Genomic DNA, 23,321 nt, shown 5'->3' on the forward strand with positions numbered 1-23,321 from the left:
ATTGATAATAATCAACTGATTGCTCTCCGATTTTTTATGTAAACAAATATAGCGATTAAAGAAGTAAAAACTATATTAAAAATTACGTATATAGGCATTATTTTGCCTGTAAATTTTCTTGAATCAGCTACATTACCATAAAGGGACGATACTATAATGGCAATAGGGAAAAGTAGTAACACAATGTTTTTTCTTTTTACTTTTTGAACAACTTCATTTAAACCATAAGTGAAAACAAAATAATTGTTACATATGGTCTTAAACATAGTTAAGGACCATAATGACATAAATATATACCTAAAAGAATTTATAACTGGTATCATTATACTCTCTGTCACTGTAACTACAGGCCATAAAAATTTAACACTAGCATCTATTCCTAAAAAAACTATATCTAAAATAGTAAATACAGTATATATGGTTGTTATAAAAACAATGCTTTTCCATCCGCATTTCTTTAAATTTTTATTATTTTGTATGAAAGGATATATAATAAATATTATTTCTATGCCCGCAAAGGCAAAGGTAGTTTGCTCTATCCCTTTTATTATATTTATTACACCACTTCCTAAAACAGGTCTTATATTTAAAATACTGCTATCCTTTATAGCAATCAAAGGAATAAGAAACTTAATAAATGTAGCAAAGAAAATAAATTCATTTAATCTCCCTACAGCTTTACTTCCATGATATACAGCGTAGGTAATTACAATATATGTACCTATTAAAATATTCCACTTATTCAAAAAGTGAACCATATATATGTTCAATACACCGCTTATACCTGAAGCCACCTGTGTGGCTAGAAAAAAGAAATATAGAAGAAATATTAAGTTAAAGATCTTTCCTAAAGCTTTACCAAAAAACTTTTTGCTTAAGATTAATATGTCTTCTTTAGGATGTTTGCTGCTTATATAGCTTGCTAAAAAAACAATGTACACAGGATAGATTGCTCCTAATATTACAGATATCCATCCATCCTGTTTTGCAATTTTTATAACATCATTAGGCAGCGTTAAAATGCCTATACCTATCATAGCGCCAATAAGCATAAGGGTAAACTGAGTATCCGTTAGTACATTATCTTCCTTCATTTAATAGTCTCCTCTTCCTTGGCTATCAACTTTAACTTTCACCTTTACCTCTATTATAGAATTTAAAACTTCCCTATTCCAATCAATATCCTTACCTCTTCCATACTTTGCAGCTGCTACTTTTCCAAGGTCTAAAACATCCACTGGGTAGTTATCCTTAGCTTTATTTATAAAGTTCATACACTTTTTCTCCACCTGTTTTTCCATTTCCTCTTCAAATTCTTTTAATACCTTTGGATCACTATCAAAATCTTTATACAATTCATTTGATACAATAGCTCCTTGAAGATCTAATTCTATAATAAATTTATACCTATCCTCTTCCTTAGTGCATTTAACCCTTCTTTTAGCTTTAGGATAATAATTTATATATTCCTTAGAATTTTTTTGCATAACTAAAGTTCCTTTCCCTCCATTTTCCCTTAAGAGATTTAATATTCTTCCATCCTCCATATTCATTTTCCCTACCATTTTATCTTTGTCAAAAATCGCCAACCCTGTTACTTCAATACCTTTATTTGTTATTTCCACATAGGGTAAAATCGGATTTCTCCCTTCCGAAGAAGACACTATAATATAGTCTATAAGAGTATAGTCCTCTGGAAAAAAATTATAATCTCCAGCATGATCTATCATGTCTCCTATTACCTCATCAGTACCGCCATATCTTTTTGTTTCATACTCTAATATATCCTTTGCCATTCCACTACAAACAACCACTTTACCATTATCATTTACCTGAGGGTTGTTTAATAAACTATCTATTACATTTTTCATTCCATACATAGCATATTCTTCACTAACAACTATTACTTTTTCTAGCCCAAGTATAAATTTTTTATTAGCTTTCAATTGTCTATCATCTCTAGTTTCAATAATGCTTAAGCCTTCCCCCTCTAATACCTGACTATCATTTTGTAATTTACTTTCTGCAAAATATGTTCTAACAGAAACATTGTATATTACTGTATCCCCAAACTCCTTTCTTAAATCATAGCCTATAGCACTAGGTATGTTTAATTCTTCCACAAGTTCTCCCCTTTCCCCAATAAAGTTAATTATTATAATTAAAATAGCACTAATTGTTATTATTGTTTTCATCTTTTTTTGCATAATTATCACCTTTCCCTAACGCTACTAATATAGCAGTAATGGTAATAAACACAACATTATATGTTACGTAAACGGGAAACACCTTCCCTATAAAATCCCTTCTAATGGTTGGATTCCCATATAAACTAGACAATATAATCATTATAGGATAAAGTATTAAAATCCAGTTTTTTCTACTAATTTTTTTAAACAACTTATTTAATCCATAGGAAAAAATATAATAATCTATAGAAATGACCTTAAACATAGTCATAGTCCAAAGGGCTAAAAATACATATCTAAAGGAATTAATTACTGGTATCATTATACTTTCTGTCACCGTAATCAATGGCCATAAAAATTTTAAAGTGGTATCTATACCCAAATATAGTATAGTGACTATAGTAAATAAGGTGTAAATAATTGTAATAAATATTATGCTCCTTAATCCACATTTACCAATATTTACATTTGTATGTAGGAAAGGATATATTATGAATAATATTTCTACTCCAGAGTAAATAGTAGCCGTTTCCTTTACTCCCTTTATTATAGTTAATACCCCACTCCCTAATACCGGCTTTAAATTCAAAATATCTCCTTTGCTTACAGCAAACAATGGTATTAAAAAAATCGCAAAAGTGCTATAAAATAGCACTTCATTCATTCTACCAATGGTCTTTGCTCCCCCATAGGCAGCATAAGCTGTTATTAAAAATAGTAGAGTTAAGATATTCCATTTATTTAAAAAATGTACCATATAAATCTTCAACACATTATTTACTCCAGCTGCTACTTCTGTACCAATAAATAAAAAAAATATTAAAAATATCATATTAAATATAATCCCAAAGAACCTACCATAAATCTTTTTATTTAAATCTAACAAATCCTCTTTAGGATGTTTTTTTCTAATATAGTTAGCTATAAAAATTACGTATAAAGGATACACGGAACCTAAAAGAACAGATATCCACCCATCTTGTTTGGATATTTTTATTACGTCTTTAGGTAAACTTAATACTCCAATTCCTATCATACTTCCTATAAGTATACATACCAACTGACTCTCCGTTAAAACATTATCCTCTTTAGTTCCCATCCTTTTTCCTCCTAAAAAGGTTTCTAAAATTACTCTGCCTAGTAGAATTTATATTTGGCATGATTTCAGGTCTTTTATCCATTTTCCATATAGGTGCTCTTATGAGGATATCCTTTAAATCACTTTTATATATCTTAAAATATGGCACTCCATAACTTTCCAATGTGCATAAATGAGCTATAATAAAAAACCAACCTGCTGCAATTCCAAACATGCCCAAGAAATTCCCCAAAAACAACATAGGATAGCCTATTAGCCTTATGGAAAGGGACATTTCATAATTAGGTATTAGAAAGGTTGCCACAGTAGCTATACCTATTACAAGCAAAGTAGTAGAACTTACTATTTTCGCTCTTATAGCAGCGTCTCCTATGATGATACCTCCAACTACGCTTAGGGTTTGCCCTATTTTAAAGGGCAGCCTCAATCCACCCTCTCTTAAAAATTCTACAATTATATTCATAGATAATATAGACATAAAAGGGGTTAATGCTATGCCTTTTCTAGATTCAATAATAGACTCTAAAAATTTTAAAGGAATCAGCTCTGTATTAAACTTTATTAAGGTTATATATATTGCAGGTAATGTTATAACAATAAAAACTGCTAAATACCTTAATAATCTTGAAAAGGAACCTATGTATGTTCTTTCGTTATAGTCTTCTACAGCTTGAAAAAATTCAAAAAATACCGTAGGAAAGGTTACTGCATAGGAAGTTCCATCTACAATTACTGCAATTTTACCTTCTAATAAATTTGCTACTACTACATCCGGTCTTTCTGTAGGAAAGCTTTGAGGGAATATACTATAAGGGCTATTTTCTATCAATTGCTCTAAAGTACCACTACCTGAAAAGCCATCTACATCTATAGCATTTAGCCTTTCTTTTATGTCATTTACTATATTTATGTCTGCAATGTTGTTAATATATAATAAAGCTACATCCGTTCCAGTTCTTCTGCCAATTACTAATCTTTCCTCTACTAGATTATTATCTTTAATTCTTCTTCTAATTAAACTTATATTTGTTTCTAATTTTTCTACAAAACCCTCTCTAGATGCTCTTACAGAAGTTTCATTTATTGGATCTTGTATACCCCTGTATTCACCTCCACTAGCATCAACTACTATAAATTTGCTAGTACCTTGTAATATCACTATAGCTTTACCTCTTCTAATATTAAAAACAGCTTTGTTCATATCTTCTTCTACAAAAGTATTACTAACAGATATATATTTCCTACAAATGCTATCCTCTAAATCATGTATAATGCTTAAGTTCTCTTCAACTTCAAACATCAATGGTCTAAGTATTTCTCTGTCTATAGTCTGTCTATTAGTCAATCCATTTATATATAATACCGCTGCATTTAAATTGTAATTCTTTCCTATTACAAACTCTCTTACTATTAACTCATTTTTTTCTCCAACTAAATTTTTAATAGAATCAATTTTTATTTGAAGATTGTTTACGCTTTTTTCCATAGATATCTCATCCTTCCATGGTAAGTAAAATATATACAATAGTTATCTCCTTGTAGTTATATAATTATGCAAAATACACCATTAGCTCTAGTTTTATTTTGTTGAGGTATATAATATAATATTATGTTAATATATAAACTATATATATTAACTTTTAGGAGGTTTTTATGAGAATTGGGTATGCTTGTATTCCTATGGCTATAGATGCTAAAACTACACGAAGTTTTATATTAAAAAACTTTACCTTTGACAGGTTTCATTCTTGCGTTAAAGAAAACCTAATGGATCTTGAAAAAATACTAAAATATAATATTGAAAATAAAATCTATATGTTTAGAATAAGCTCAGACATCATTCCCTTTGGCAGCCATTCAGTAAATGAAATAAAATGGTGGAGTATATTTAATGAAGAGCTTAGTAATATAGGTAAGTTTATACAAAAAAATGAAATAAGAATATCCATGCACCCTGGACAATATACTGTCCTTAATTCTCCTTCTGATGAGGTGGTAACTAACAGCATTCAAGATATTGAATACCATACAAGATTTCTTGATTCTTTGGGAGTTGACTATAGCAATAAAATTGTAATACATATGGGGGGCGCCTACGGAGATAAATCCGCTGCCCTGGAGAGATTTAAAAATAACTTTAATAGATTATCAATCTCTGCTAAAAAAAGACTTATTTTAGAAAATGACGAAAGGGTATTCAATATTCATGAAGTACTACATATTTGCAATGAACTAAATATTCCAGCAGTATTTGATAACCTACATCACAGATATAACTCAGAAAATAATGAAGATATTAGTACAATCTTAAAGAAAGTAGCTCAAACATGGAAAAGCGAAGATGGCAACATTAAACTACATTATTCCGATAGCGATAGTATTAAACAAAATGGTGCACACTCTAAGCATGTAATAACAGAAAACTTTATAAAATTCTATGAGGAAGTTAAAGATTTTCCAGTAGATATAATGCTTGAAGTAAAAGATAAAGAGCTATCAGCGATTAAATGCATAAATTCAATAAACTTTAGTAATAAACCCTCTTTAAAATATGAACAGTGGTCAAAATATAAGTATTCCGTTATGGAAAAGGATTATTCTCTTTATAAGGACTGTAGTGCAGTTATAAATTCCAGTTCCTCTATGGTTGAATTTTATAAATTAGTTGATAAAGCATTATTCTTACCTTTTTCCGAAGGAAATTATAAAAATACTCTTCAACATACTTGGGGGTATTTAAAAGATAAAGTAAGTAATAAAGAAAGAGATTTATTTTTTACTAGCTTTGAAAAATTTGATAATACAGAAAAGACAAAGAACATCCTTAAAAAGTTATGTAAAAAATACAATATAGAATATCTACTGCAATCTTACTATTTTTTAATTTGAAGAAATTATTTTTCTTATTATATATAAAGGCTATAGGCCTTTTTTTCATGTTTAGGAATAAATTTCTTAAGATTAGGGATACTAGTAGATAGTGCTCACAGGAGGTTTTATTGATGAAAGGATATCTTACAAATTTCCAAATAGCGGTGTTTATCTTCAACGCTATGTTCGGTTATGGAATAATGATTTTGCCTCAACAATTAGCAGAGTCAGCCAACACTGCTGGATGGTTAGTCATTTTAGTTTTCACTTTTCTATCAATGATAATAACCTATATGATTACATATTTAAACTATACCTTTAAGGGAAGTACTTTAGATGAATATAGTAAAATTCTAGTGGGAAAGTTCCTCTCCTTTATAATTATAGTTTTTTATATTCTATACCTTTTTTTATATTCTACTGTAATCATTAGAAAAACCTCTGAACTAGTTAAGTATTCTTTACTAGTTAAAACTCCAATATGGATTTTATGTTTAACTTTATTATTTGTATGCTATTTTGCAGTAAATAGAGGAATAAATACCATCGGAAGGTTTTCCGAACTTTATGGTATCTATATAATAATTACAATTTCTTTGCTTTATATTATATTTTTTACTCAGGGAGATATTAAAAATATTAAACCTTTTTTAGGATATGAAAATTTATCCCATTATTTAAAATCCTCTTACCCTGTAATGACTTCTTTTCTTGGTATGGAACTCATCGGAATAATACCTTTTAATAACAAGAATGATAAAAATATATTTAAATACTCCGTAATAGCTACTTTGTTAACAGGCCTTTTATACATATTTCTTTTTGAATCAAGCATGTCCCTTGTAGGACCTGAAAGAATTATATTTTATGAAGATGCATTAATTGCTGCCGCAAGAAGAACTGAAGTACCTTATTTAGAATTTTTAAGGAGAATTGATGGAATAGTTATTATAGTATGGCTAATGAGCGTCATTACTACAGTAACTATATTGTCCTATGCATTAGTATTTTATTTAGGTAAGATATTTAAAAAAGCTAATATAAATACTCTTACTATCCTTTGTTTTGTTTCCACCTTTTTAGCCTGCCATCTTCCTAAAAATACAAGGCAAGCTCACAGCCTTGCAGATATTGCAGGTTATGTTGGAATAATCTCCTCTATTTTTATAACAACAATACTATTTATCGCATTAAAGGTGAAAAAATATGCACAAAAGAATTGATAACTTGCACAGAAAAATTATTAAATTATTATTAATCTTTCTTATCTCTACAACTTTATCAGGCTGCTGGGATTTAATAGATATAGAAAAAAGAACAATTCTTATCAGTGCTGGTCTAGATAAAGAAGGTAGTGATATAATTTTTACTACTGAATTATCCTCTATGTTTCCAGCCATTCAAACAAAGGCAGAAGGAATAGGTCCCCATAAAGTTACTGTAAAGACATATAGGGGCATAAATTTTGAAGATGTCTTAGACAAATCTTCTAGAAGTCAACCTTATCGTATTTTCCAAGGAGCTACTAGAATTGTAGTCTTTGGAGAAAATTATGCAAGAGAAGATATATCTTCTTATTTTAACAGAATTGATAGATCCTATGAATATAGAAAAACTGTTCTGCCAGTAGTAAGTCGGGAGCCTGCTAAAGATATACTAAATTTTGATACCCTCAGCGATTTATCCGTAGGCTTTTTAATTGAACATACTATTATGGATAATCTATACAATAATAATACAACTTTGTATGGTCAATTAGGAAACATAATTGACTATGAAGCAATAGATGAAGTAGGATATCTAATACATTATATAGGTATCCAGGATAATGAATTATCAGTGCTCGGCTTTGCTGCCATAGTTAATGGAAAAATGGTAGGAATCCTAGAAGATAGAGCTTCTAGAGGAGCAGTATATTTAATTAATAAAAAATTTGGTTTTTCTCATACCTTAATTAACCCTCAATCTGGAGAAAATATTGTCTTTCAAACTATAGGTGGAAAGAGAAAAATATCTACTAATTATATAGATGGTGTTGTAAATATTAATATAGATTTAAAGTTAGACCAAATACTTATGTATCAATACAAACTCAACCCCATAAGTGAAGATTTATATAAAGAGTTAGAAAAGCAATTGGCCGATAAAATTAAAAATGATATTGAAGAAGCTATAAGAATAGCTCAAGAAGATATTAAATATGATATATATCAGCTTGCCTTATATTTTAGAGGAGATCATCCTAAAATCTATAAAAACTTAGATTGGAAAGAAGAGTTTCCAAAGGCTAAAGTTAAAGTAACTGTTTCCTCTAAAATAACTAAAAGAAACTTATATGATCCAAATGTCAAAGGAAAATAGGTGGTTTTAATGAACAAAATTAATTCTCTCCTCCCATATATAGAACAATTAACAAAAGAAGACTTAGGCATAAAAAAAAGAATACTTAATGTATTAGGGTTAGATATATATATTCTCTACATTCCGGAAATAACCAATAGAGAGTTACTTTCAAAAAATATTATTGAACCCTTGCTAAATTATAATGGCCCAGGAGTTACTATAGACTCTATTGTTAGTTCTATTATATATGTAGACGATGTTCATGTAATCTTTAATCATCAAGAAATATTACAATACATTTTAAAAGGTTACTCTATAATATTATCATTATCGGAGGATAAATATATAGTAGCCAATACTTTGAAAATTGAGAAAAGAAATGTAGATAATCCCCATGTTGAAGAGGCTTTAAGATCTCCTAGAGATAGCTTTACGGAAAATTTAGAAACAAATCTTTCTTTAATTAGGTACAGAATAAAGGATGATAATTTAAGAATTTATAAAACTTTAGTAGGTCGTAGAACTAAAACCACTGTTGCTGTAGTATATTTAAAAGATGTGGCCAATGATGAATATGTTGACACTATTAAAGAAACCTTAAATAAAATAGATGTAGATGGAGTTTTAAATTCAGGGGTTTTACAAAAACTTTTAACAGACAACACTCAAAATTTCTTTCCCCAAATTGGAGTAGCCGAAAGATCCGATGCTGCTTGTTCTAACATTCTTATTGGAAAGATATGCATATTAGTAGAGGGAGGAAATCTCTCCTTAATCCTCCCTCAAGTATTCTTAGAATTTTTCGATTCCAGTGATTCTTATAGTGAAACTTTTTATTTTTCTATATTTATTAAACTTGTAACTATAGTGTCTCTTTTTATTACCTTAGCTTTGCCTTCTTTATATATCGCTGTCACAAGCTTTCACTCTGACATCTTACCACCGCAATATATTTTAATTTTAGCTAGTACAAGAACTACTGTACCTGTAAATTCCTTTATAGAGACATTTTTAATGGAGTTTATATCTGAAATTTTAAAGGAAGCTAGTTTGAGACTTCCAAAACAAATAGGTCCAACCATTAGCATAGTTGGAACAATAGTACTCGGTCAGGCTAGTGTAAGTGCTGGCCTTATAAGTCCTCTTTTGTTAATTATAATATCTATTTCAGTTATGACTTCATTTATGGCTCCAGATAATTCTATAACTAGCTCAATAAGGGTTATAAAATTTCTTCCTATTATAGCTACAGGTACTTTAGGCCTCTACGGTTTTATTTTGAGCCTATCCTTTATAGTTATGCTTTTAACTTCAACTAAGAGTCTAGATGTACCCTATACAGCTCCTTTGGCTCCCTTTGAACCTGTAGATTTAAAAGATTATTTTTTAAGCGATATAAGATCCTATAAGAAAAGACCTCTTTTTACAGGCGCTAAAAATAAAAAAAGAAAAGATTAGCGCTAGGTTAATATTTGTATTGATGGGTTACATAGAAACTTTTTTATAACTTCATTTATAAAATCCCCTTGTAAAATTTCTAGCCCTTCTACTTCATCATATACTTTTTTGTGATTCTCATACATTAACTCGTAGCACGTTAAGTCTTTTGCCAATTGAATAGATTTTTCAAGTCTTAGGGCTCTCTTTAGTTTTATACTTTTAGAAGCCCTTTCTATTTTATCTTTAGTAAAAAACCCTTCTTCTTTTTTAATTTCTTCAATAGAAGATTTAACTATTTCTATGGCTTCATTAACCTTATCTTTAGAAGTTCCAAGATGGATTAAAAATAACTTTATACCTCTTTCGTTCTTTATGGTACTACCTACCTCATAAGCTAATGCGTTTTTAGTTCTTATTTTATTATACAAAATGCTACTTGTACCTTCACCAAAGTAATGATTAAATATTTTAAGTGCCCTAAATTCTTCATGGTTTAATTGATGAATTGGGTATGCAAATAATATTTTTGATCCATTTATTTCATCTTTATTTTTTATAAATATTCCCCCATTGTTTTCTTCATATAGATTTATATCCCTTGCTTTTTCTGCACTAACTTCTCTGCTTTCTCCTTTAAAAAATTTCTGAACTACCTTTAAAACTTCTGTAAAGTCTAAGGAGGTTACTATGGTTAATACCATACTGTCTAATTTGTAGTATTTTTTATAAAAACTTTTAATATGTTCTAGAGTTATAGAATTCAAGCTTTCTTCTGTGCCTATTATTAAATCTTTTATTCTCCTATTATTAAAGCTATTATATAAAAGTTCGTCTTCACAATGCTGATATAAATCGTCTTTCCACTCCTTTAACTCTTCTTTTATTATATTTATTTCCTCGTTAAATCCGTCTTCAGGGAAAGTGGGATTAAGAATTATATCTGAAAATAGCTCTAATCCTCTCTCAAAATCCTCAGAAAGAGTAGTACCATAATAAACAACATAGGGATAATTTGTCATAGCATTTTGAAATCCAAATATCTCATCGCAGAGTGTATTTATTTCATCCTCACTTCTAGTTTTTGTGCCTTTAAAAACCATGTGCTCTACTGCATGAGCCGTTCCTAAAGGGTAATCTTCCTCTTCTATAGCTCCTGCATTAAATCCTATAGTAAAGGAGGTTATATCTCCTTTTATTTGCTTATATATTAACTTCATAAACTTTCCCCCTCTCTTCTAAATAATTATGTAGAAATATTTTAACAATGTCAATTATTATTGTAATTTAGTATAATTATGATATAATATCATAGTAAACTACTCAACATTAAGGAGTGATTAAATGAATCAAGTTGGATATGTTTCATCTGTTAATGGGGACAAGGTTAATGTGATGTTTAAAAGAATGTCTGGATGCGGTGATAGTTGTGCTACCTGCTCTGGCGGCTGTGAATCTCCTCCATTACTTTTAGATATGGATAATACACTTTTAGCGAAACCTGGGGATGTTGTAGAAGTAACTATGGAAGATAATACTTTTTTTAAACTTACATTTTTTGCGTATGCTCTTCCTTTAATGTTTATGCTTTTAGGTATTGGCGTAGGATATATTTTAACAAAAAATGAGCTTACTTCAGCTTTTTCTGGACTGGGTTTTTTGGCTATTTCTTATGGAATATTAAGAATAGTTAACAACAATCATAAGAAGAACCATAAAGAAAGTGTTTCTCTAGTTAGGATAATTCCTGAAAGTGAATTAAAAAGTGTGGGTTGGGACTTCTAATTTAAAATTTAAAAACTTTTAGGCTTTTAACTAGTTAGTTAAAAGCTTTTGTTTTTTACATTTATCGGTATTTTGCTACAAGCTATCTGAATTAACTTTTAGATTATGCTAATACTAAGTAAGAATAATTTTAATTATCTGTATAATTTAAAAGTACTTACTTTCTTTATTAATATGGTATATAATTTCTTATCGTACTATAATAAAATCAAAAGATAAAATTTTATAACTTATCATTAAGGGGGTCATAAATTATGGACATTAATATTATTGGAGTTCCCATGTTCTATGGTAGTGACATTGAAGGTGTGGAATTCGGACCGCAGAAATTAAGAGAAAAAAACTTACATGGTATTTTAAGTAAATACCATAAAATTTATGACTTAGGCGATATATACGTTCCTCAAGAGAATGTTTCAAATAAGTTTTCCTATCATCCCAAAATGAAATATTTAAAACCCATTATTGAAGTAAATAGAAACCTAGCGCATCAGGTATATGCCTCCTTAAATTCAGGAAGTTTTCCTCTTGTACTTGGCGGAGACCACTCCCTAGGACTTGGAACTATTTCTGGAGTAAGTAAATATTATAAAAACTTTGCAGTAATTTGGATTGACGCTCACGGAGATATAAATTCCTATTTAACTACTGAAACTGGAAATGTTCATGGGATGCCATTAGCTGCAGCCATGGGCATAGGTTATGAAGATTTAACTAACTTATATTTTCATGGAACAAAAGTAAAACCTGAAAATGTATTTATAATTGGAGCAAGAGATTTAGATCCTGGTGAATGTGATCTTATAGAAGAAAAGAAACTTGATGTATACTCCACTTCAAGACTTCACGAACAAGGTATTTCCTCAATAACATCTGATATCTTAGAAAAAATTAAAAAACTTAACATTAAAGCCGTTCATTTAAGTTTTGATATTGATTGTATAGATTCAGACTATGTCCCTGGAACAGGAACACCAGTAAAAAATGGAATGAGTGTAGGAGAAGCTAAAACTCTTTTAAAAGCTTTAGCTGAAACTAGATTAATAAAATCTATGGATTTTGTTGAACTTAATCCAAAGTTAGACAAAGATGATACAACTTCAGATTTATGTATGGACTTATTAGATTGGACATTTAAATATATAAAATAAAGATCAGCTTTTTAGCTGATCTTTATTTTGTCTATATAGTCATCTAAAACCACAAGCATTAAACTGCTTCCTCTTCCAGCTCTGTTTTGTGATTTTATATCTTCTATATTCAATGTTTGTTCATTCTTCTTTTTAGATATTAACTTTATATTTTTATAATTTTTTTCTACAAGAAAAGCAGTTGCTACTAAATCTTCTTCTTTAAGACTTATCCCTGTTACTCCAGAAGCCATTCTTCCCATTAAGCTTACAGATGGAGAATTAAATCTTATGCACATTGCCTTATCTGTAATAATAATTATATCTTTTTCATCATCCTGGGAAAATTGAACAGAAACTAAGGTATCCTTTTCCCACTTAAATTTATATCCTCCACAAATAAAGTAGTCTCCCTTAAACTCATCTAAAGCAGTCTTTTTAACAAGTCCATTCTTAGTAAAGAAATATATGTTTCCTTCATCTTCTTCTTTGTAAGATAAAATATTTAACACTTCATTATTCTTATCTTCTATTAAATCAAATACATTTATACCTTTTTCACTTAAATTTTCTAGCATAAAGGAAGATAAGGATATTACATTTCCATCTTTTAAGAAAATTAATAGTTTACTTTTAGAATCTGTATTCAATATGGAATTAAATCCTTTTAATAATTTATTTCCCTCTTTAATCCATCCTTCACTGCTCCATACAAGGTTAAAACTTTTAAACTCACCCTCTTTTATAAGGCTGACCTCAGTTAAAGAATCTTTTTCACTTAAATTAAACAATTGAACTGGCAGTATATTTCTCTCCGCACTTTGAATCTTAGGCTCTTCTATAGTAAATTCAAAGCCAATTTCCGTACTTATCTTTATGAATCCCTCTTCACGATCTCTATCTACTAATTCTGCTTTTAATAACTCTTCACTAGATTTTAACTTTGTTCCTACAAGCTTAGTATAACTTGTTATATATCTATCTAGGGGAGATTTTTTAATTCCACCTTTTGATGTAATAAATATAATGTCCTTTTGGGCAGAGAAATTTTCTATACAATAGGAATTAATTATATTTTCTTCTTCTAAATTTAAGCCCTTAAGTATATAGTCTACCCTTTCGCCTCTTTCTTTCCATCTCATCTCAGGAATATCTACTACTTTTATTTGATACATATTTCCCAAATTAGTAAAGAAAATTAAAGTATCCTTTGTGTTTCCTGTAAGCAAAAATTTATTGTAGTCTCCTTCTCTATGATCAATTTCCTCAACATCCGTGTTAGAGCGATTATACGTCTTTTGAGCTATTCTTTTTATAAATCCATCCTTAGATAGAGTTATTACCACATCTTCTTCTATAATTAATTCTTCTATATCTATTTTAGCTTCTTCATCGTCTTCAATTATTTCAGTTCTTCTTATGTCACCATATTTTTCTTTTACTTCATTTAGTTCGGATTTTATAACCTTAAGTAATTCTTTTTCACTACCTAGTATTTTTCTTAATTTAGCTATTTCTTTTTCTAATTCTTTATGCTCTTTCTCAAAGGCTTTAACTTCAAGCCCTGTAAGCCTATATAACATAAGCTCCAATATAGCGTCGCTTTGAATTTCTGTAAATCCAAATTGACTTATTAGGTTTTCTCTAGCATCTTTTTTAGATTTAGAGCTTCTTATTAAAGCTATTATTTGATCCATAATATCAATGGCTTTAATAAAGCCCTCTACTATATGAAATCTTCTTTCTGCTATTTCTAAATCTTTTAAAGTTCTTTTTGTTACCACCTCTTTTTGGTGATTAACATAATGGTGGATTATTGTTTTCAGACCCATGGTTTCTGGCTTTCCTTCTGCTAATGCCACCATATTAAAGGATAAATTGTTTTGCAATTCTGTTCTTTTATATAAATATTTCAAAACCTTCTCTGCAGTATCTTCCTCTGTAGATTTTTTAAATTCTATAACAGCTCTAATACCTGTTCTATCAGATTCATCTCTAATATCACTGATTACTTCTAAAGCTTTTGCATGCTTTTTATCTGCTGTCATTTCAGAAATAGTTTGTAATATTTTAGCTTTATTTTTCCTATAAGGAAATTCAGTTATAACTATTCCCAGTCTACCATTTTCAAGTTTTTCAATCCCAGCCTTTGCTCTTAAAGTTACTTTCCCTGTTCCAGTTTCATAAGCTGATAAAAGAGAGTTTGCTCCTATTAATACCCCTCCTGTAGGCAAGTCTGGTCCTTTTATATAATTCATTAAGTCCTTAGTGGATAAGGAATTATCGTCAATGTAAGCTAAAGTTGCATCTATAACTTCCTTTAAGTTGTGTGGAGGGATGTTAGTTGCTAATCCTACTGCTATTCCAAAAGCACCATTTACAAGAAGATTAGGATATCTTGCAGGAAGTACCTCTGGTTCTTTTTCTGAAGAGGAGTAGTTATCTACCATGTTAACTACTCCCTTTTCTATGTCCCTAATTAACTCTAATGCAATTGGAGTAAGTCTGGCTTCTGTATAACGCATTGCCGCTGCACTATCTCCGTCAATACTTCCCCAGTTTCCATGTCCATCTATTAATGGCTTTCTAGTGGTAAATTCCTGAGCTAAAATTACCATTGCATCATAAACGGAAGAGTCTCCATGAGGATGATATTTACCTAAGATATCCCCAACGATTCTAGCAGACTTATAATAGGGCTTATCTGGAAAGGCAGATAATTTATATGCACCATAAACAATTCTCCTATGAACTGGTTTTAAACCATCCCTTACATCTGGAAGTGCCCTATCCTTTGCTACTTCTATTGCGTAAGGAAGATAATTGTCTGGCATAGCTTCTTCTATTGGTATCTCTATTATATTCTTATCTTCTGGTATATTATTTTTTCTTGACATTAAAACACCCCTTTAGTTATAGCTAAATTAAAACTCCCCGTATTTATACATATAATTTTTTCTAGGCTCTACTACATCTCCCATAAGTAATGATACCATTTTTTCTGCTTTTGCTGCGTCATCTATGGTAATTCTTTGCAGTGTTCTTGTTTCTGGACTTAATGTAGTTTGCCAAAGCTGGTCGGGATTCATTTCTCCTAGTCCCTTATATCTTTGTATTAAAAATCCTTTACCTATTTCCTTTTTAGCTTCTTCTAATTCCTCATCACTATATGCATACTTAACGATTTCTTTACCCTTTACCTCTTTATATACTTTATACAAAGGTGGTAATCCCATATATAAATGTCCATTTGTAATTAAGGGTCTCATATATCTATAAATATAAGTCATCCACAAAGTACGAATGTGGTATCCGTCCACATCAGCATCTGAAAGTATAATAATTTTATCGTATTTTAAATCTTCCTCATTATAATTATCAAGAACTCCTGTACCTATGGCAGTGTTAAATATCTTAAGCTCTTCACTGCTAAGTACATTTTCTAGTTTTTGCTTTTCCGTATTCATAATTTTTCCCTTGGAAGGCATTATGCTTTGAAATTTTCTATCCCTTGCCTGCTTCGCTGAGCCACCGGCGGAATCCCCTTCCACCACTATGAATTCACAAAGTTTTGGGTCTTTTAAAGTACATACTGCTACTTTACCAGCTAAGGGTGCAGTACCTTTTCCTATTTTCTTCTTTTCTGCTTCATTTATTTTCTTAATCTTTTCTCTTCTTGCAGCTGCATCTACTGCATTTGATATAATAAGAGCTGCAGTTTCCTTATTATCTTCAATCCATTCAGACAGCTTAGTGTATGATAAGTCATTCATCATAGCATAAGCTTCAACATTGCCTAATTTAGTTTTTGTTTGTCCTTCAAAGATAGGATTAGTAAGCTTTATCCTAAGTATTGCTGTCATGCCCTCTCTTAAGTCATCCCCTTCAAATTCCTTATCTTTTTCCTTTATAAGATTTAATTTTTTAGCCCATTCTTTAAAAGCTCTAGTCATTCCTGTTTTAAACCCAGTTTCATGGGTTCCTGATTCTGTTGTTGGTATATTATTTACATAGCTTGCTATATGTTCTGTAGTGGAGTCTGTAAATTGAATACATACTTCACCGTACATATTAAGATTGTTTACCTCTCTTTCTCCTTCAAACAATATAGGAGGCTTATGTAGTACAGTTTTACTTTCATTTAAATAATCAATAAAATCTAGAAGCCCTCTTTCAGAGTAATATTCTTTTTCTACAACCTCTTCTTTTCTATTATCTATAAGAATAAGCCTTATTCCTTTGTTTTGAAAGGCTAATTCCTGGAGCCTTTCATCTATAACATCAAATTTAAATTCTGTAGTAGAAAATACTTCTTTATCAGGTAAAAACGTTACCTTAGTCCCTGTCTCACTACTCTTACCTATTACTTCTAACTTAGTTTTTGCAGTACCTGGCATACTTTTTTTCATTGAAGGGTCATATGAATATTCGAATCTTTGTTTGTATATGTTACCATTTTGCTTTACTTCAACCTCTAGCCATTCAGAAAGCGCATTTACAACGGAGGAACCAACACCATGAAGACCACCAGAGGTTTTATAACTAGAATTATTAAATTTCCCTCCTGTATGAAGCTCCGTAAATACCATCTCTACTCCAGATTTTTTCTTTGTAGGATGTATTCCTGTTGGAATTCCTCTGCCATTATCTTCAATGGTAACGCTTTTATCTTTATTTAAAGTAATAGTAGCTCTATCTCCATATCCATTAGTTATTTCATCTATAGCATTATCCAATATTTCCCATATACAATGATGAAGTCCTTTACTTCCTGTGGAACCAATATACATACCTGGTCTTACACGCACTGGCTCTAACTTTTCTAAGGAAGTTAATGCTGTAACATCATATATTGAACTGGTTTCAAAATTATTATCCATAACCTTCCTCCTGACCTTTATATATCACAAATCAAAATTATATCAGATATGAGGATTAAAAACAAATGTTCTTATTATTCCTCTAAAAATAATATTAGGGATTTTTGCTATAACAAAAATCCCTACCTTGTTATTATATTTTATCTTCTAGGATTCCTTCTTTATATTCCCTTGTGTAGGCATATATTTCTTCATATTTTTATCTACGGTTCTCTCACAGTAATTATGTCGTATTTATTTAAAACTTCTTTATTCATTTCTATATAAAATCTATTCATTAACTCTTTGATTTTCTTCATTATCCCCCCAGCTATGTAATATCAAAAGTCATTTGCTTTTTTAAAAATAAATGTTGATAAAATTACCGATAATATAATAAACACTAGTGGAAAAATAAATTTAGGTGAAAATGGGTTTAATATATTTCTTCCCATTATAGAATAGCATATAGTCTCTGGTATTACTCCTAAGAGAGATGCTAAAATAAAATCTCTATATTTAATTTTGCTTAATCCACATGTGTAACTTAGAGGGTCATAGGGCAGTATCGGTGGAAGTCTTAATAGAAACAATACCTTGAAACCATTCTTCTCTAAATTTGCATTAACTTTAGCAGCTCGTCCATGCAAAATACTATTTATCCTAGATTGTCCCCAAAATCTGGCTATAGAAAAAGCAAGTGTACCAGAAAAGAAAAATCCTACCATATTTAAAATAAATCCTTTAATTGGTCCAAATAATATTCCCCCTACTATAGAAAATATCGTTGTCGGCATAAAAACTAATAGTGGCTTTAATGCACATAATATTAAAAAACATACAACTGCATATTTACCATATTTAATTACAAAGCAGACTAATAATTCAATATTAATTTTTTCAATTCTAATATTGAACTTTCTTACCAGATAGTATATTGATATCCCAATAGTAGTACAAATACCTAAAGTAGTAAAAGAATCTTTATTTTTCATAATATACCTCTAAAAACCTTAACTATTAATTTATACAATTCTAATATTACAATAGATAACTTATTTATTCAATTAAAACACAACCATCCTTTTGCATTTAATATAATTGAGACTTCTTATTATTTTTCTTATTTTTAATATGGATGAAGGACTTACACTAAATTCATCAAGTCCCATTCCTATTAGTAACGGAATTAACTCTTCTCTACTGGCCATTTCACCACACATTCCAACAGGAATACCAGCTTTATGTGCATTTTCAATTACTAATTTTATTAATCTCAAAACCGCTAAATCGTTAAAATCATATAAATAAGATATCTTTTCATTGGTTCTATCTACTGCTAAAGTATATTGCATGAGGTCATTAGTTCCAATACTAAAGAAGTCCACTTCTTTAGCTAAAATATCGGATATTATTGCAGCAGAGGGTACTTCAATCATTATACCTACAAGTAAGTTCTTATTATATTTTATGTTATCCTCTTCTAACTCCACTTTACATTCATCTAATAACTTTTTTGCTTTTCTAAGTTCATTTAAATTACAAATCATAGGAAACATAATTTGTAAATTCCCGTAGATAGAAGCTCTTAATAATGCCCTCAATTGGGTTTTAAATATATCTTTTCTATTAAGACATAATCGTATAGCTCTTAGTCCTAAAAATGGATTTAACTCCTCTTCCATTGGTAAATAAGAAAGTTTTTTGTCCCCGCCTATATCTAAGGTTCTTATGACTACAGGCTTATCTTTAAATTTTTTCAAAACTTCTTTATATTTATTAAATTGTTCTTCTTCTGAGGGCAAACCATCATTTTCCATATACAAAAATTCTGTTCTAAACAGTCCTATTCCTTCTCCTCCATTTTTATTAACATCTTCCGCTTCTTTTAAATTTCCTATACTTCCATTCACCTGAAGTCTTTTTAAATCTAGAGTGAAAGTAGTTAAATTTTTATAATTTAGCAGCTCATTTTTTTCTTCCTGAATCTTGTTAATTTCTTTTCTATATACTTCTAAAGTTTCTTCATCTGGGTTTATTATAATGATTCCTTTATTTCCATCTAATATAATCAAATCTCCCGTATTAACTTCATTTAATAAATTCTTTATACCTACCACTACTGGAATACCTAAATTTCTTCCAATTATTGCAGAGTGCGAGGTAACTCCACCTATTTCTGTAGCAAAACCTAATACTTTTTTTCTTTTCATTTGAGCTGTTTGTGATGGAGTAATATCTTTACCTATTATTATAGAATCTTTTTCAACTACATTTATAAAATTTTCACTTTCACCTTTTAGTATGCTCAATATTCTACTTCCCACATCTTTAATGTCTGAAATTCTTTCTTTTATATATTCATCCTCTATTTCCTTAAAAATTTTTATTAATTTATCTATTACCGTTTGAACTGCATATTCTGAATTAACTTTTTCATCTAATATTTTTTCCCTTATACTCCCCACAAATTCTGGATCTTCTAATATCATTAAATGACTCTCAAAAATATCTTTGTTTTTTTCCACTTTATGCAATTCTTTCATTCCCTTTTGTACAGCTTCATTAAATCTTTCTAATTCTTTTAATTCATCTTTTACTACAATCTTTATAATATTAAACTCTTCTTCTTTTATAACAAAGGCTTTGCCAATTGCTATGCCAGAGGAAACTTTACTTCCTATAAGCATAAAAAAACCTCCACACTGTAAATATATTACACACATTATATCATTTATTATAATTTGTCAGTAATAAAAAAGACGCATTTGCTAAAAATATAATAGATAGTTCACGATAAGGAGTTGATTTCATGAAGGCATGGAAAACCGTGGCAATTTCAATAATTACTATTTTAATAGGCGCAATAGCCCTTTACACCTCCTTTCATCTACAGGTTTCAAGATTTGATAATAAAATATATCCTAATACTTTTATAAATGATATTGATGTATCTGGGAAAACAAAGGAAGAAGCCCACAATATTGTGACAAAAGCTTTAAATGATTTAAAAGAGAAAAAAATTTTTATTAAAGCTAGTGATAAGACTTATAACTTTTCACTATCTAACATAAAGATGAATGATTCTTTAGATAATATATTAGATAAAGCTTTTTCTCAAGGAAAAAATTTAAATTTTTATAGCAAATACAAACTTATAAAAAGCAGTGAACGAAAGGATTATAATACTCTTTTAAATTATAAAGAAGATATCACAAAGATAGTGAATAAGATAGAAAAGGAAGTAAACAAGGACCCTAAAAATGCTTCTATTAAATCTATAAATAATGGTAAACCAATAATTATTAAGGATGTAGCAGGAGAAAAGTTAGATAAAGAAGATTTGGTAAATAAAATCAATTTAAGTTTAAAAGATGGTGAAGATAGTAAAGAAATCATAGCTAAATTTCAAAAAACCGAGAGCAAAATAACTGAAAAAAAATTAATGGAAGTTAATTCTATAATATCTTCTTATTCTACTAGTTTAGGCAATTCTCCTATAGGTAGAGTTAGAAATATACAGCTTGCCACAAGTTTTATAAACGGCACTCTCTTAATGCCTGGAGAGGATTTTAGCTTTAATAAAAAGGTTGGTAAAACTTCAGCTCAAAGAGGTTTTCAAGAAGCTCCTATAATATTAAATAATCGTTTAGAAAAAGGCATTGGTGGAGGTATATGTCAGGTTTCAACTACTTTATACAATGCTATTACTACTTCAAATATAAAACCTGTAGAAAGAGTAAATCACTCCATCCCTCCCGCTTATATCGAACCTGGTTTTGATGCAACCGTGAGCGAAGATAGTATTGATTATAAGTTTAAAAATACCCTTTCTTATCCCTTATATATAGAAGGTTTTGTAAAAAACGGAAGTATATATTTTAATATTTATTCGAATTCTTCTCTTAATAAAATTAAATACAAACTTGTCAATGAAGTTTATGACGAAACTCCACCTAAAACTATATATGAAGATGATCCTTCTTTACCTAAGGGAACTGTAGAAAAAGTTCAATCTGCTAAACCTGGTTGCAAGGTGAATGTTCATTTAGTAGGGTTTAAAGATGGAAAGGAAATTTCTAGAACACTAATTTCAAAGGATGTTTATAAAGCTTCTGATGAAATAATTAAACGTGGTATTAAATAATAGCTATATGATAATAATATTTTATATAAGTCTTAAGCTTAAGGAGGTACATTATGAATAAAGTTGATAGCATTAAGGTAAATTCAGACACTAAAAAAAGACCTATAGAACAGCATGATACAGCAGCTTGGGCCAATGTAGAATCTATTAAACCTATTTCTCAAGTTACTATACCAAGTGAAGTTGATATGCATAATGCTAAGGAATGGGTGGATTCAAATCAAAAGTAATTTTATGAACAAGTGTCATTACAAAAGCCTTGATAACCTCAAGGCTTTTTTGTTTTTCCTTTTTTATGATAAAATAATGTTATAAATATGCAAGAGGTGATTAATTTGGATAAAATATTTAATGTAGGTCTTATTGGTTATAGTGCCGGCGGAAGAATTTATAATGGTCCTATTATAGACAGTGTACCAGGCTTTCAGATAACAAAAATATTTGAAAGAAAGGACGAAAATGTACGTCTTGCAAATAAAAACTTCCCCAGGGCATCTATAGTCTCCAGTATTAATAATATATTAGAAGATGAATTGATAGATTTAGTAGTTATTGCTGTACCCACTCCTCAGCACTACTCCTTGGCCAGACAATCTCTTTTATCGAACAGACATACTATAGTGGAAAAACCTTTTACTATAACTTCTGAAGAAAGTGAAGATTTAATAAAATTAAGTGAAGAAAAAAATAAGCTTCTCTCCATTCATCATAATAGAACTTGGGACAATGATTTTTTAACCGTTAAAAAAATCATTAAAGAAAGACTGCTTGGAAGATTAGTTCAGTACGAATGTAATTTTAATAGATTTAGACCTGACATAAAACATAATACATGGAAGGAAGTAAATTCTAAAGGTTCTGGGGTTCTTTATGATTTAGGTTCTCATTTAATACATCAAGCCATATTTTTATTTGGTCTGCCTAAATACATAAATGCTAATGTAGGAATTGAAAGAACTGGTGGACTCGCTCCTGATTTCTTTAAACTCACCTTACACTATGATGATTTAACAGTGAATTTAAATTCTAGCATGTTAGTACGTGCAAATCTCCCTCATTTTGTTTTACTAGGCGATAAAGGTTCCTATGTAAAATTCGGCATGGACCCTCAAGAAGAAGATTTAAAAAAAGGACTTATACCTAAAAATCATGAAGAATGGGGAATGGAGAGTGAAGATAATTGGGGTGAAATAGATACTTTAATTAATGGGATTCATATAAAAGGTAAAGTAGAAAGTGCTAAAGGAGACTATAGAAAATACTACCAAAATATATATAATACTCTCATAGGCAAAGACAAATTAATTATCACTCCTAAGCAGGCAAGAGACGTTATAAAAGTTATTGAGATGGCTATGGAAAGTAGCGACAAGGGCTGTACTGTGTCTTTTAAATAATATTATAAAAAGTAAGCTAATTGTATTAAAGTAATATTAAAACCTTAAAAAAAGCACCCAAATT

At 29.7% G+C, this 23,321-nt stretch carries 18 protein-coding genes; 9 read left to right on the forward strand and 9 right to left on the reverse strand.

What is annotated here, in order from left to right; genetic code table 11:
- Nucleotides 1-11: 11 nt before the first annotated feature.
- The 4 genes from ABDZ69_RS09305 to ABDZ69_RS09320 are packed head-to-tail and all read right to left on the reverse strand — an operon-like array spanning nt 12 to nt 4,774.
- The gene (locus ABDZ69_RS09305) at nt 12-1,094 is read right to left on the reverse strand and encodes a GerAB/ArcD/ProY family transporter (protein ID WP_343769021.1); all 1,083 of its coding nucleotides are present in this window, start codon (nt 1,092-1,094) and stop codon (nt 12-14) included.
- A complete protein-coding gene (locus ABDZ69_RS09310) occupies nt 1,095-2,207 on the reverse strand; it encodes a Ger(x)C family spore germination protein (protein ID WP_343769023.1) in 1,113 nt (370 codons plus the stop codon). It abuts the gene before it with no gap.
- Nucleotides 2,173-3,288: a GerAB/ArcD/ProY family transporter gene (locus ABDZ69_RS09315; protein ID WP_343769025.1), complete on the reverse strand. Its 1,116-nt coding sequence runs from the start codon at nt 3,286-3,288 to the stop codon at nt 2,173-2,175. Before ABDZ69_RS09315 ends, ABDZ69_RS09310 begins: the two co-directional genes overlap by 35 nt.
- Nucleotides 3,278-4,774: a spore germination protein gene (locus ABDZ69_RS09320; RefSeq protein WP_343769027.1), complete on the reverse strand. Its 1,497-nt coding sequence runs from the start codon at nt 4,772-4,774 to the stop codon at nt 3,278-3,280. Before ABDZ69_RS09320 ends, ABDZ69_RS09315 begins: the two co-directional genes overlap by 11 nt.
- A 167-nt stretch (nt 4,775-4,941) precedes the next feature.
- Between ABDZ69_RS09320 and uvsE the strand changes: the two genes are divergently transcribed.
- The 4 genes from uvsE (at nt 4,942) to ABDZ69_RS09340 (ending at nt 9,960) form a co-directional block, all read left to right on the forward strand.
- Nucleotides 4,942-6,177, forward strand: coding sequence for a UV DNA damage repair endonuclease UvsE (uvsE, locus tag ABDZ69_RS09325; protein ID WP_343769028.1), 1,236 nt, complete (start codon nt 4,942-4,944; stop codon nt 6,175-6,177).
- Between the two features lie 113 nt (nt 6,178-6,290).
- A complete protein-coding gene (locus ABDZ69_RS09330; protein ID WP_343769029.1) occupies nt 6,291-7,382 on the forward strand; it encodes a GerAB/ArcD/ProY family transporter in 1,092 nt (363 codons plus the stop codon).
- A complete protein-coding gene (locus ABDZ69_RS09335; protein WP_343769031.1) occupies nt 7,366-8,520 on the forward strand; it encodes a Ger(x)C family spore germination protein in 1,155 nt (384 codons plus the stop codon). Before ABDZ69_RS09330 ends, ABDZ69_RS09335 begins: the two co-directional genes overlap by 17 nt.
- A gap of 9 nt (nt 8,521-8,529) precedes the next feature.
- A complete protein-coding gene (locus ABDZ69_RS09340; RefSeq protein ID WP_343769032.1) occupies nt 8,530-9,960 on the forward strand; it encodes a spore germination protein in 1,431 nt (476 codons plus the stop codon).
- Nucleotides 9,961-9,962: 2 nt separating this feature from the next.
- On the opposite strand, the gene ABDZ69_RS09345 is transcribed toward ABDZ69_RS09340, so the two are convergent.
- Nucleotides 9,963-11,159 (reverse strand): M16 family metallopeptidase, encoded by a 1,197-nt coding sequence (locus ABDZ69_RS09345; protein WP_343769034.1) that lies wholly within the window; start codon nt 11,157-11,159, stop codon nt 9,963-9,965.
- Between the two features lie 124 nt (nt 11,160-11,283).
- On the opposite strand from ABDZ69_RS09345, the gene ABDZ69_RS09350 reads away from it, so the two are divergent.
- Both ABDZ69_RS09350 and rocF read left to right on the forward strand, forming a co-directional pair.
- Nucleotides 11,284-11,724 (forward strand): SoxR reducing system RseC family protein, encoded by a 441-nt coding sequence (locus tag ABDZ69_RS09350; RefSeq protein WP_343769036.1) that lies wholly within the window; start codon nt 11,284-11,286, stop codon nt 11,722-11,724.
- Nucleotides 11,725-11,978: 254 nt separating this feature from the next.
- The gene (gene rocF, locus ABDZ69_RS09355; RefSeq protein WP_343769037.1) at nt 11,979-12,875 is read left to right on the forward strand and encodes an arginase; all 897 of its coding nucleotides are present in this window, start codon (nt 11,979-11,981) and stop codon (nt 12,873-12,875) included.
- An 11-nt stretch (nt 12,876-12,886) separates the two neighbouring features.
- On the opposite strand, the gene ABDZ69_RS09360 is transcribed toward rocF, so the two are convergent.
- From ABDZ69_RS09360 to ptsP, 4 genes are all read right to left on the reverse strand, one after another.
- Nucleotides 12,887-15,751, reverse strand: a complete 2,865-nt coding sequence (locus ABDZ69_RS09360; RefSeq protein ID WP_343769039.1) for a DNA topoisomerase IV subunit A — start codon at nt 15,749-15,751, stop codon at nt 12,887-12,889.
- Nucleotides 15,752-15,778: 27 nt separating this feature from the next.
- Entirely contained in the window at nt 15,779-17,734 is a 1,956-nt protein-coding gene (locus ABDZ69_RS09365) for a DNA gyrase/topoisomerase IV subunit B (RefSeq protein ID WP_343769041.1), read from the reverse strand.
- Nucleotides 17,735-18,054: 320 nt separating this feature from the next.
- On the reverse strand, nt 18,055-18,708 hold the full coding sequence (locus ABDZ69_RS09370; RefSeq protein ID WP_343769042.1) for a TVP38/TMEM64 family protein: 654 nt from the start codon (nt 18,706-18,708) through the stop codon (nt 18,055-18,057).
- A gap of 72 nt (nt 18,709-18,780) precedes the next feature.
- Entirely contained in the window at nt 18,781-20,403 is a 1,623-nt protein-coding gene (gene ptsP, locus ABDZ69_RS09375; protein WP_343769045.1) for a phosphoenolpyruvate--protein phosphotransferase, read from the reverse strand.
- 122 nt (nt 20,404-20,525) lie between these two features.
- Between ptsP and ABDZ69_RS09380 the strand changes: the two genes are divergently transcribed.
- From ABDZ69_RS09380 to ABDZ69_RS09390, 3 genes are all read left to right on the forward strand, one after another.
- Nucleotides 20,526-21,860 (forward strand): VanW family protein, encoded by a 1,335-nt coding sequence (locus ABDZ69_RS09380; RefSeq protein ID WP_343769047.1) that lies wholly within the window; start codon nt 20,526-20,528, stop codon nt 21,858-21,860.
- 53 nt (nt 21,861-21,913) lie between these two features.
- On the forward strand, nt 21,914-22,090 hold the full coding sequence (locus ABDZ69_RS09385) for a CDIF630_02480 family spore surface protein (RefSeq protein WP_343769049.1): 177 nt from the start codon (nt 21,914-21,916) through the stop codon (nt 22,088-22,090).
- Nucleotides 22,091-22,195: 105 nt separating this feature from the next.
- Nucleotides 22,196-23,257: a Gfo/Idh/MocA family oxidoreductase gene (locus ABDZ69_RS09390; protein ID WP_343769051.1), complete on the forward strand. Its 1,062-nt coding sequence runs from the start codon at nt 22,196-22,198 to the stop codon at nt 23,255-23,257.
- The last annotated feature ends 64 nt before the right edge of the window (nt 23,258-23,321 follow it).

This window comes from Clostridium malenominatum (assembly GCF_039521365.1).
In the GTDB taxonomy this organism is placed as follows: domain Bacteria; phylum Bacillota; class Clostridia; order Clostridiales; family Clostridiaceae; genus Clostridium_AW; species Clostridium_AW malenominatum.

Bases quoted from the DNA above. Each gene is read 5' to 3' on its own strand.
- ptsP (WP_343769045.1), bottom strand. From the start codon at position 20,403: ATGCTTATAGGAAGTAAAGTTTCCTCTGGCATAGCAATTGGCAAAGCC.
- uvsE (WP_343769028.1), top strand. From the start codon at position 4,942: ATGAGAATTGGGTATGCTTGTATTCCTATGGCTATAGATGCTAAAACT.
- ABDZ69_RS09320 (WP_343769027.1), bottom strand. From the start codon at position 4,774: ATGGAAAAAAGCGTAAACAATCTTCAAATAAAAATTGATTCTATTAAA.
- rocF (WP_343769037.1), top strand. From the start codon at position 11,979: ATGGACATTAATATTATTGGAGTTCCCATGTTCTATGGTAGTGACATT.
- ABDZ69_RS09385 (WP_343769049.1), top strand. From the start codon at position 21,914: ATGAATAAAGTTGATAGCATTAAGGTAAATTCAGACACTAAAAAAAGA.
- ABDZ69_RS09380 (WP_343769047.1), top strand. From the start codon at position 20,526: ATGAAGGCATGGAAAACCGTGGCAATTTCAATAATTACTATTTTAATA.
- ABDZ69_RS09365 (WP_343769041.1), bottom strand. From the start codon at position 17,734: ATGGATAATAATTTTGAAACCAGTTCAATATATGATGTTACAGCATTA.
- ABDZ69_RS09330 (WP_343769029.1), top strand. From the start codon at position 6,291: ATGAAAGGATATCTTACAAATTTCCAAATAGCGGTGTTTATCTTCAAC.
- ABDZ69_RS09335 (WP_343769031.1), top strand. From the start codon at position 7,366: ATGCACAAAAGAATTGATAACTTGCACAGAAAAATTATTAAATTATTA.
- ABDZ69_RS09360 (WP_343769039.1), bottom strand. From the start codon at position 15,751: ATGTCAAGAAAAAATAATATACCAGAAGATAAGAATATAATAGAGATA.
- ABDZ69_RS09305 (WP_343769021.1), bottom strand. From the start codon at position 1,094: ATGAAGGAAGATAATGTACTAACGGATACTCAGTTTACCCTTATGCTT.
- ABDZ69_RS09350 (WP_343769036.1), top strand. From the start codon at position 11,284: ATGAATCAAGTTGGATATGTTTCATCTGTTAATGGGGACAAGGTTAAT.
- ABDZ69_RS09310 (WP_343769023.1), bottom strand. From the start codon at position 2,207: ATGCAAAAAAAGATGAAAACAATAATAACAATTAGTGCTATTTTAATT.
- ABDZ69_RS09345 (WP_343769034.1), bottom strand. From the start codon at position 11,159: ATGAAGTTAATATATAAGCAAATAAAAGGAGATATAACCTCCTTTACT.
- ABDZ69_RS09340 (WP_343769032.1), top strand. From the start codon at position 8,530: ATGAACAAAATTAATTCTCTCCTCCCATATATAGAACAATTAACAAAA.
- ABDZ69_RS09315 (WP_343769025.1), bottom strand. From the start codon at position 3,288: ATGGGAACTAAAGAGGATAATGTTTTAACGGAGAGTCAGTTGGTATGT.
- ABDZ69_RS09370 (WP_343769042.1), bottom strand. From the start codon at position 18,708: ATGAAAAATAAAGATTCTTTTACTACTTTAGGTATTTGTACTACTATT.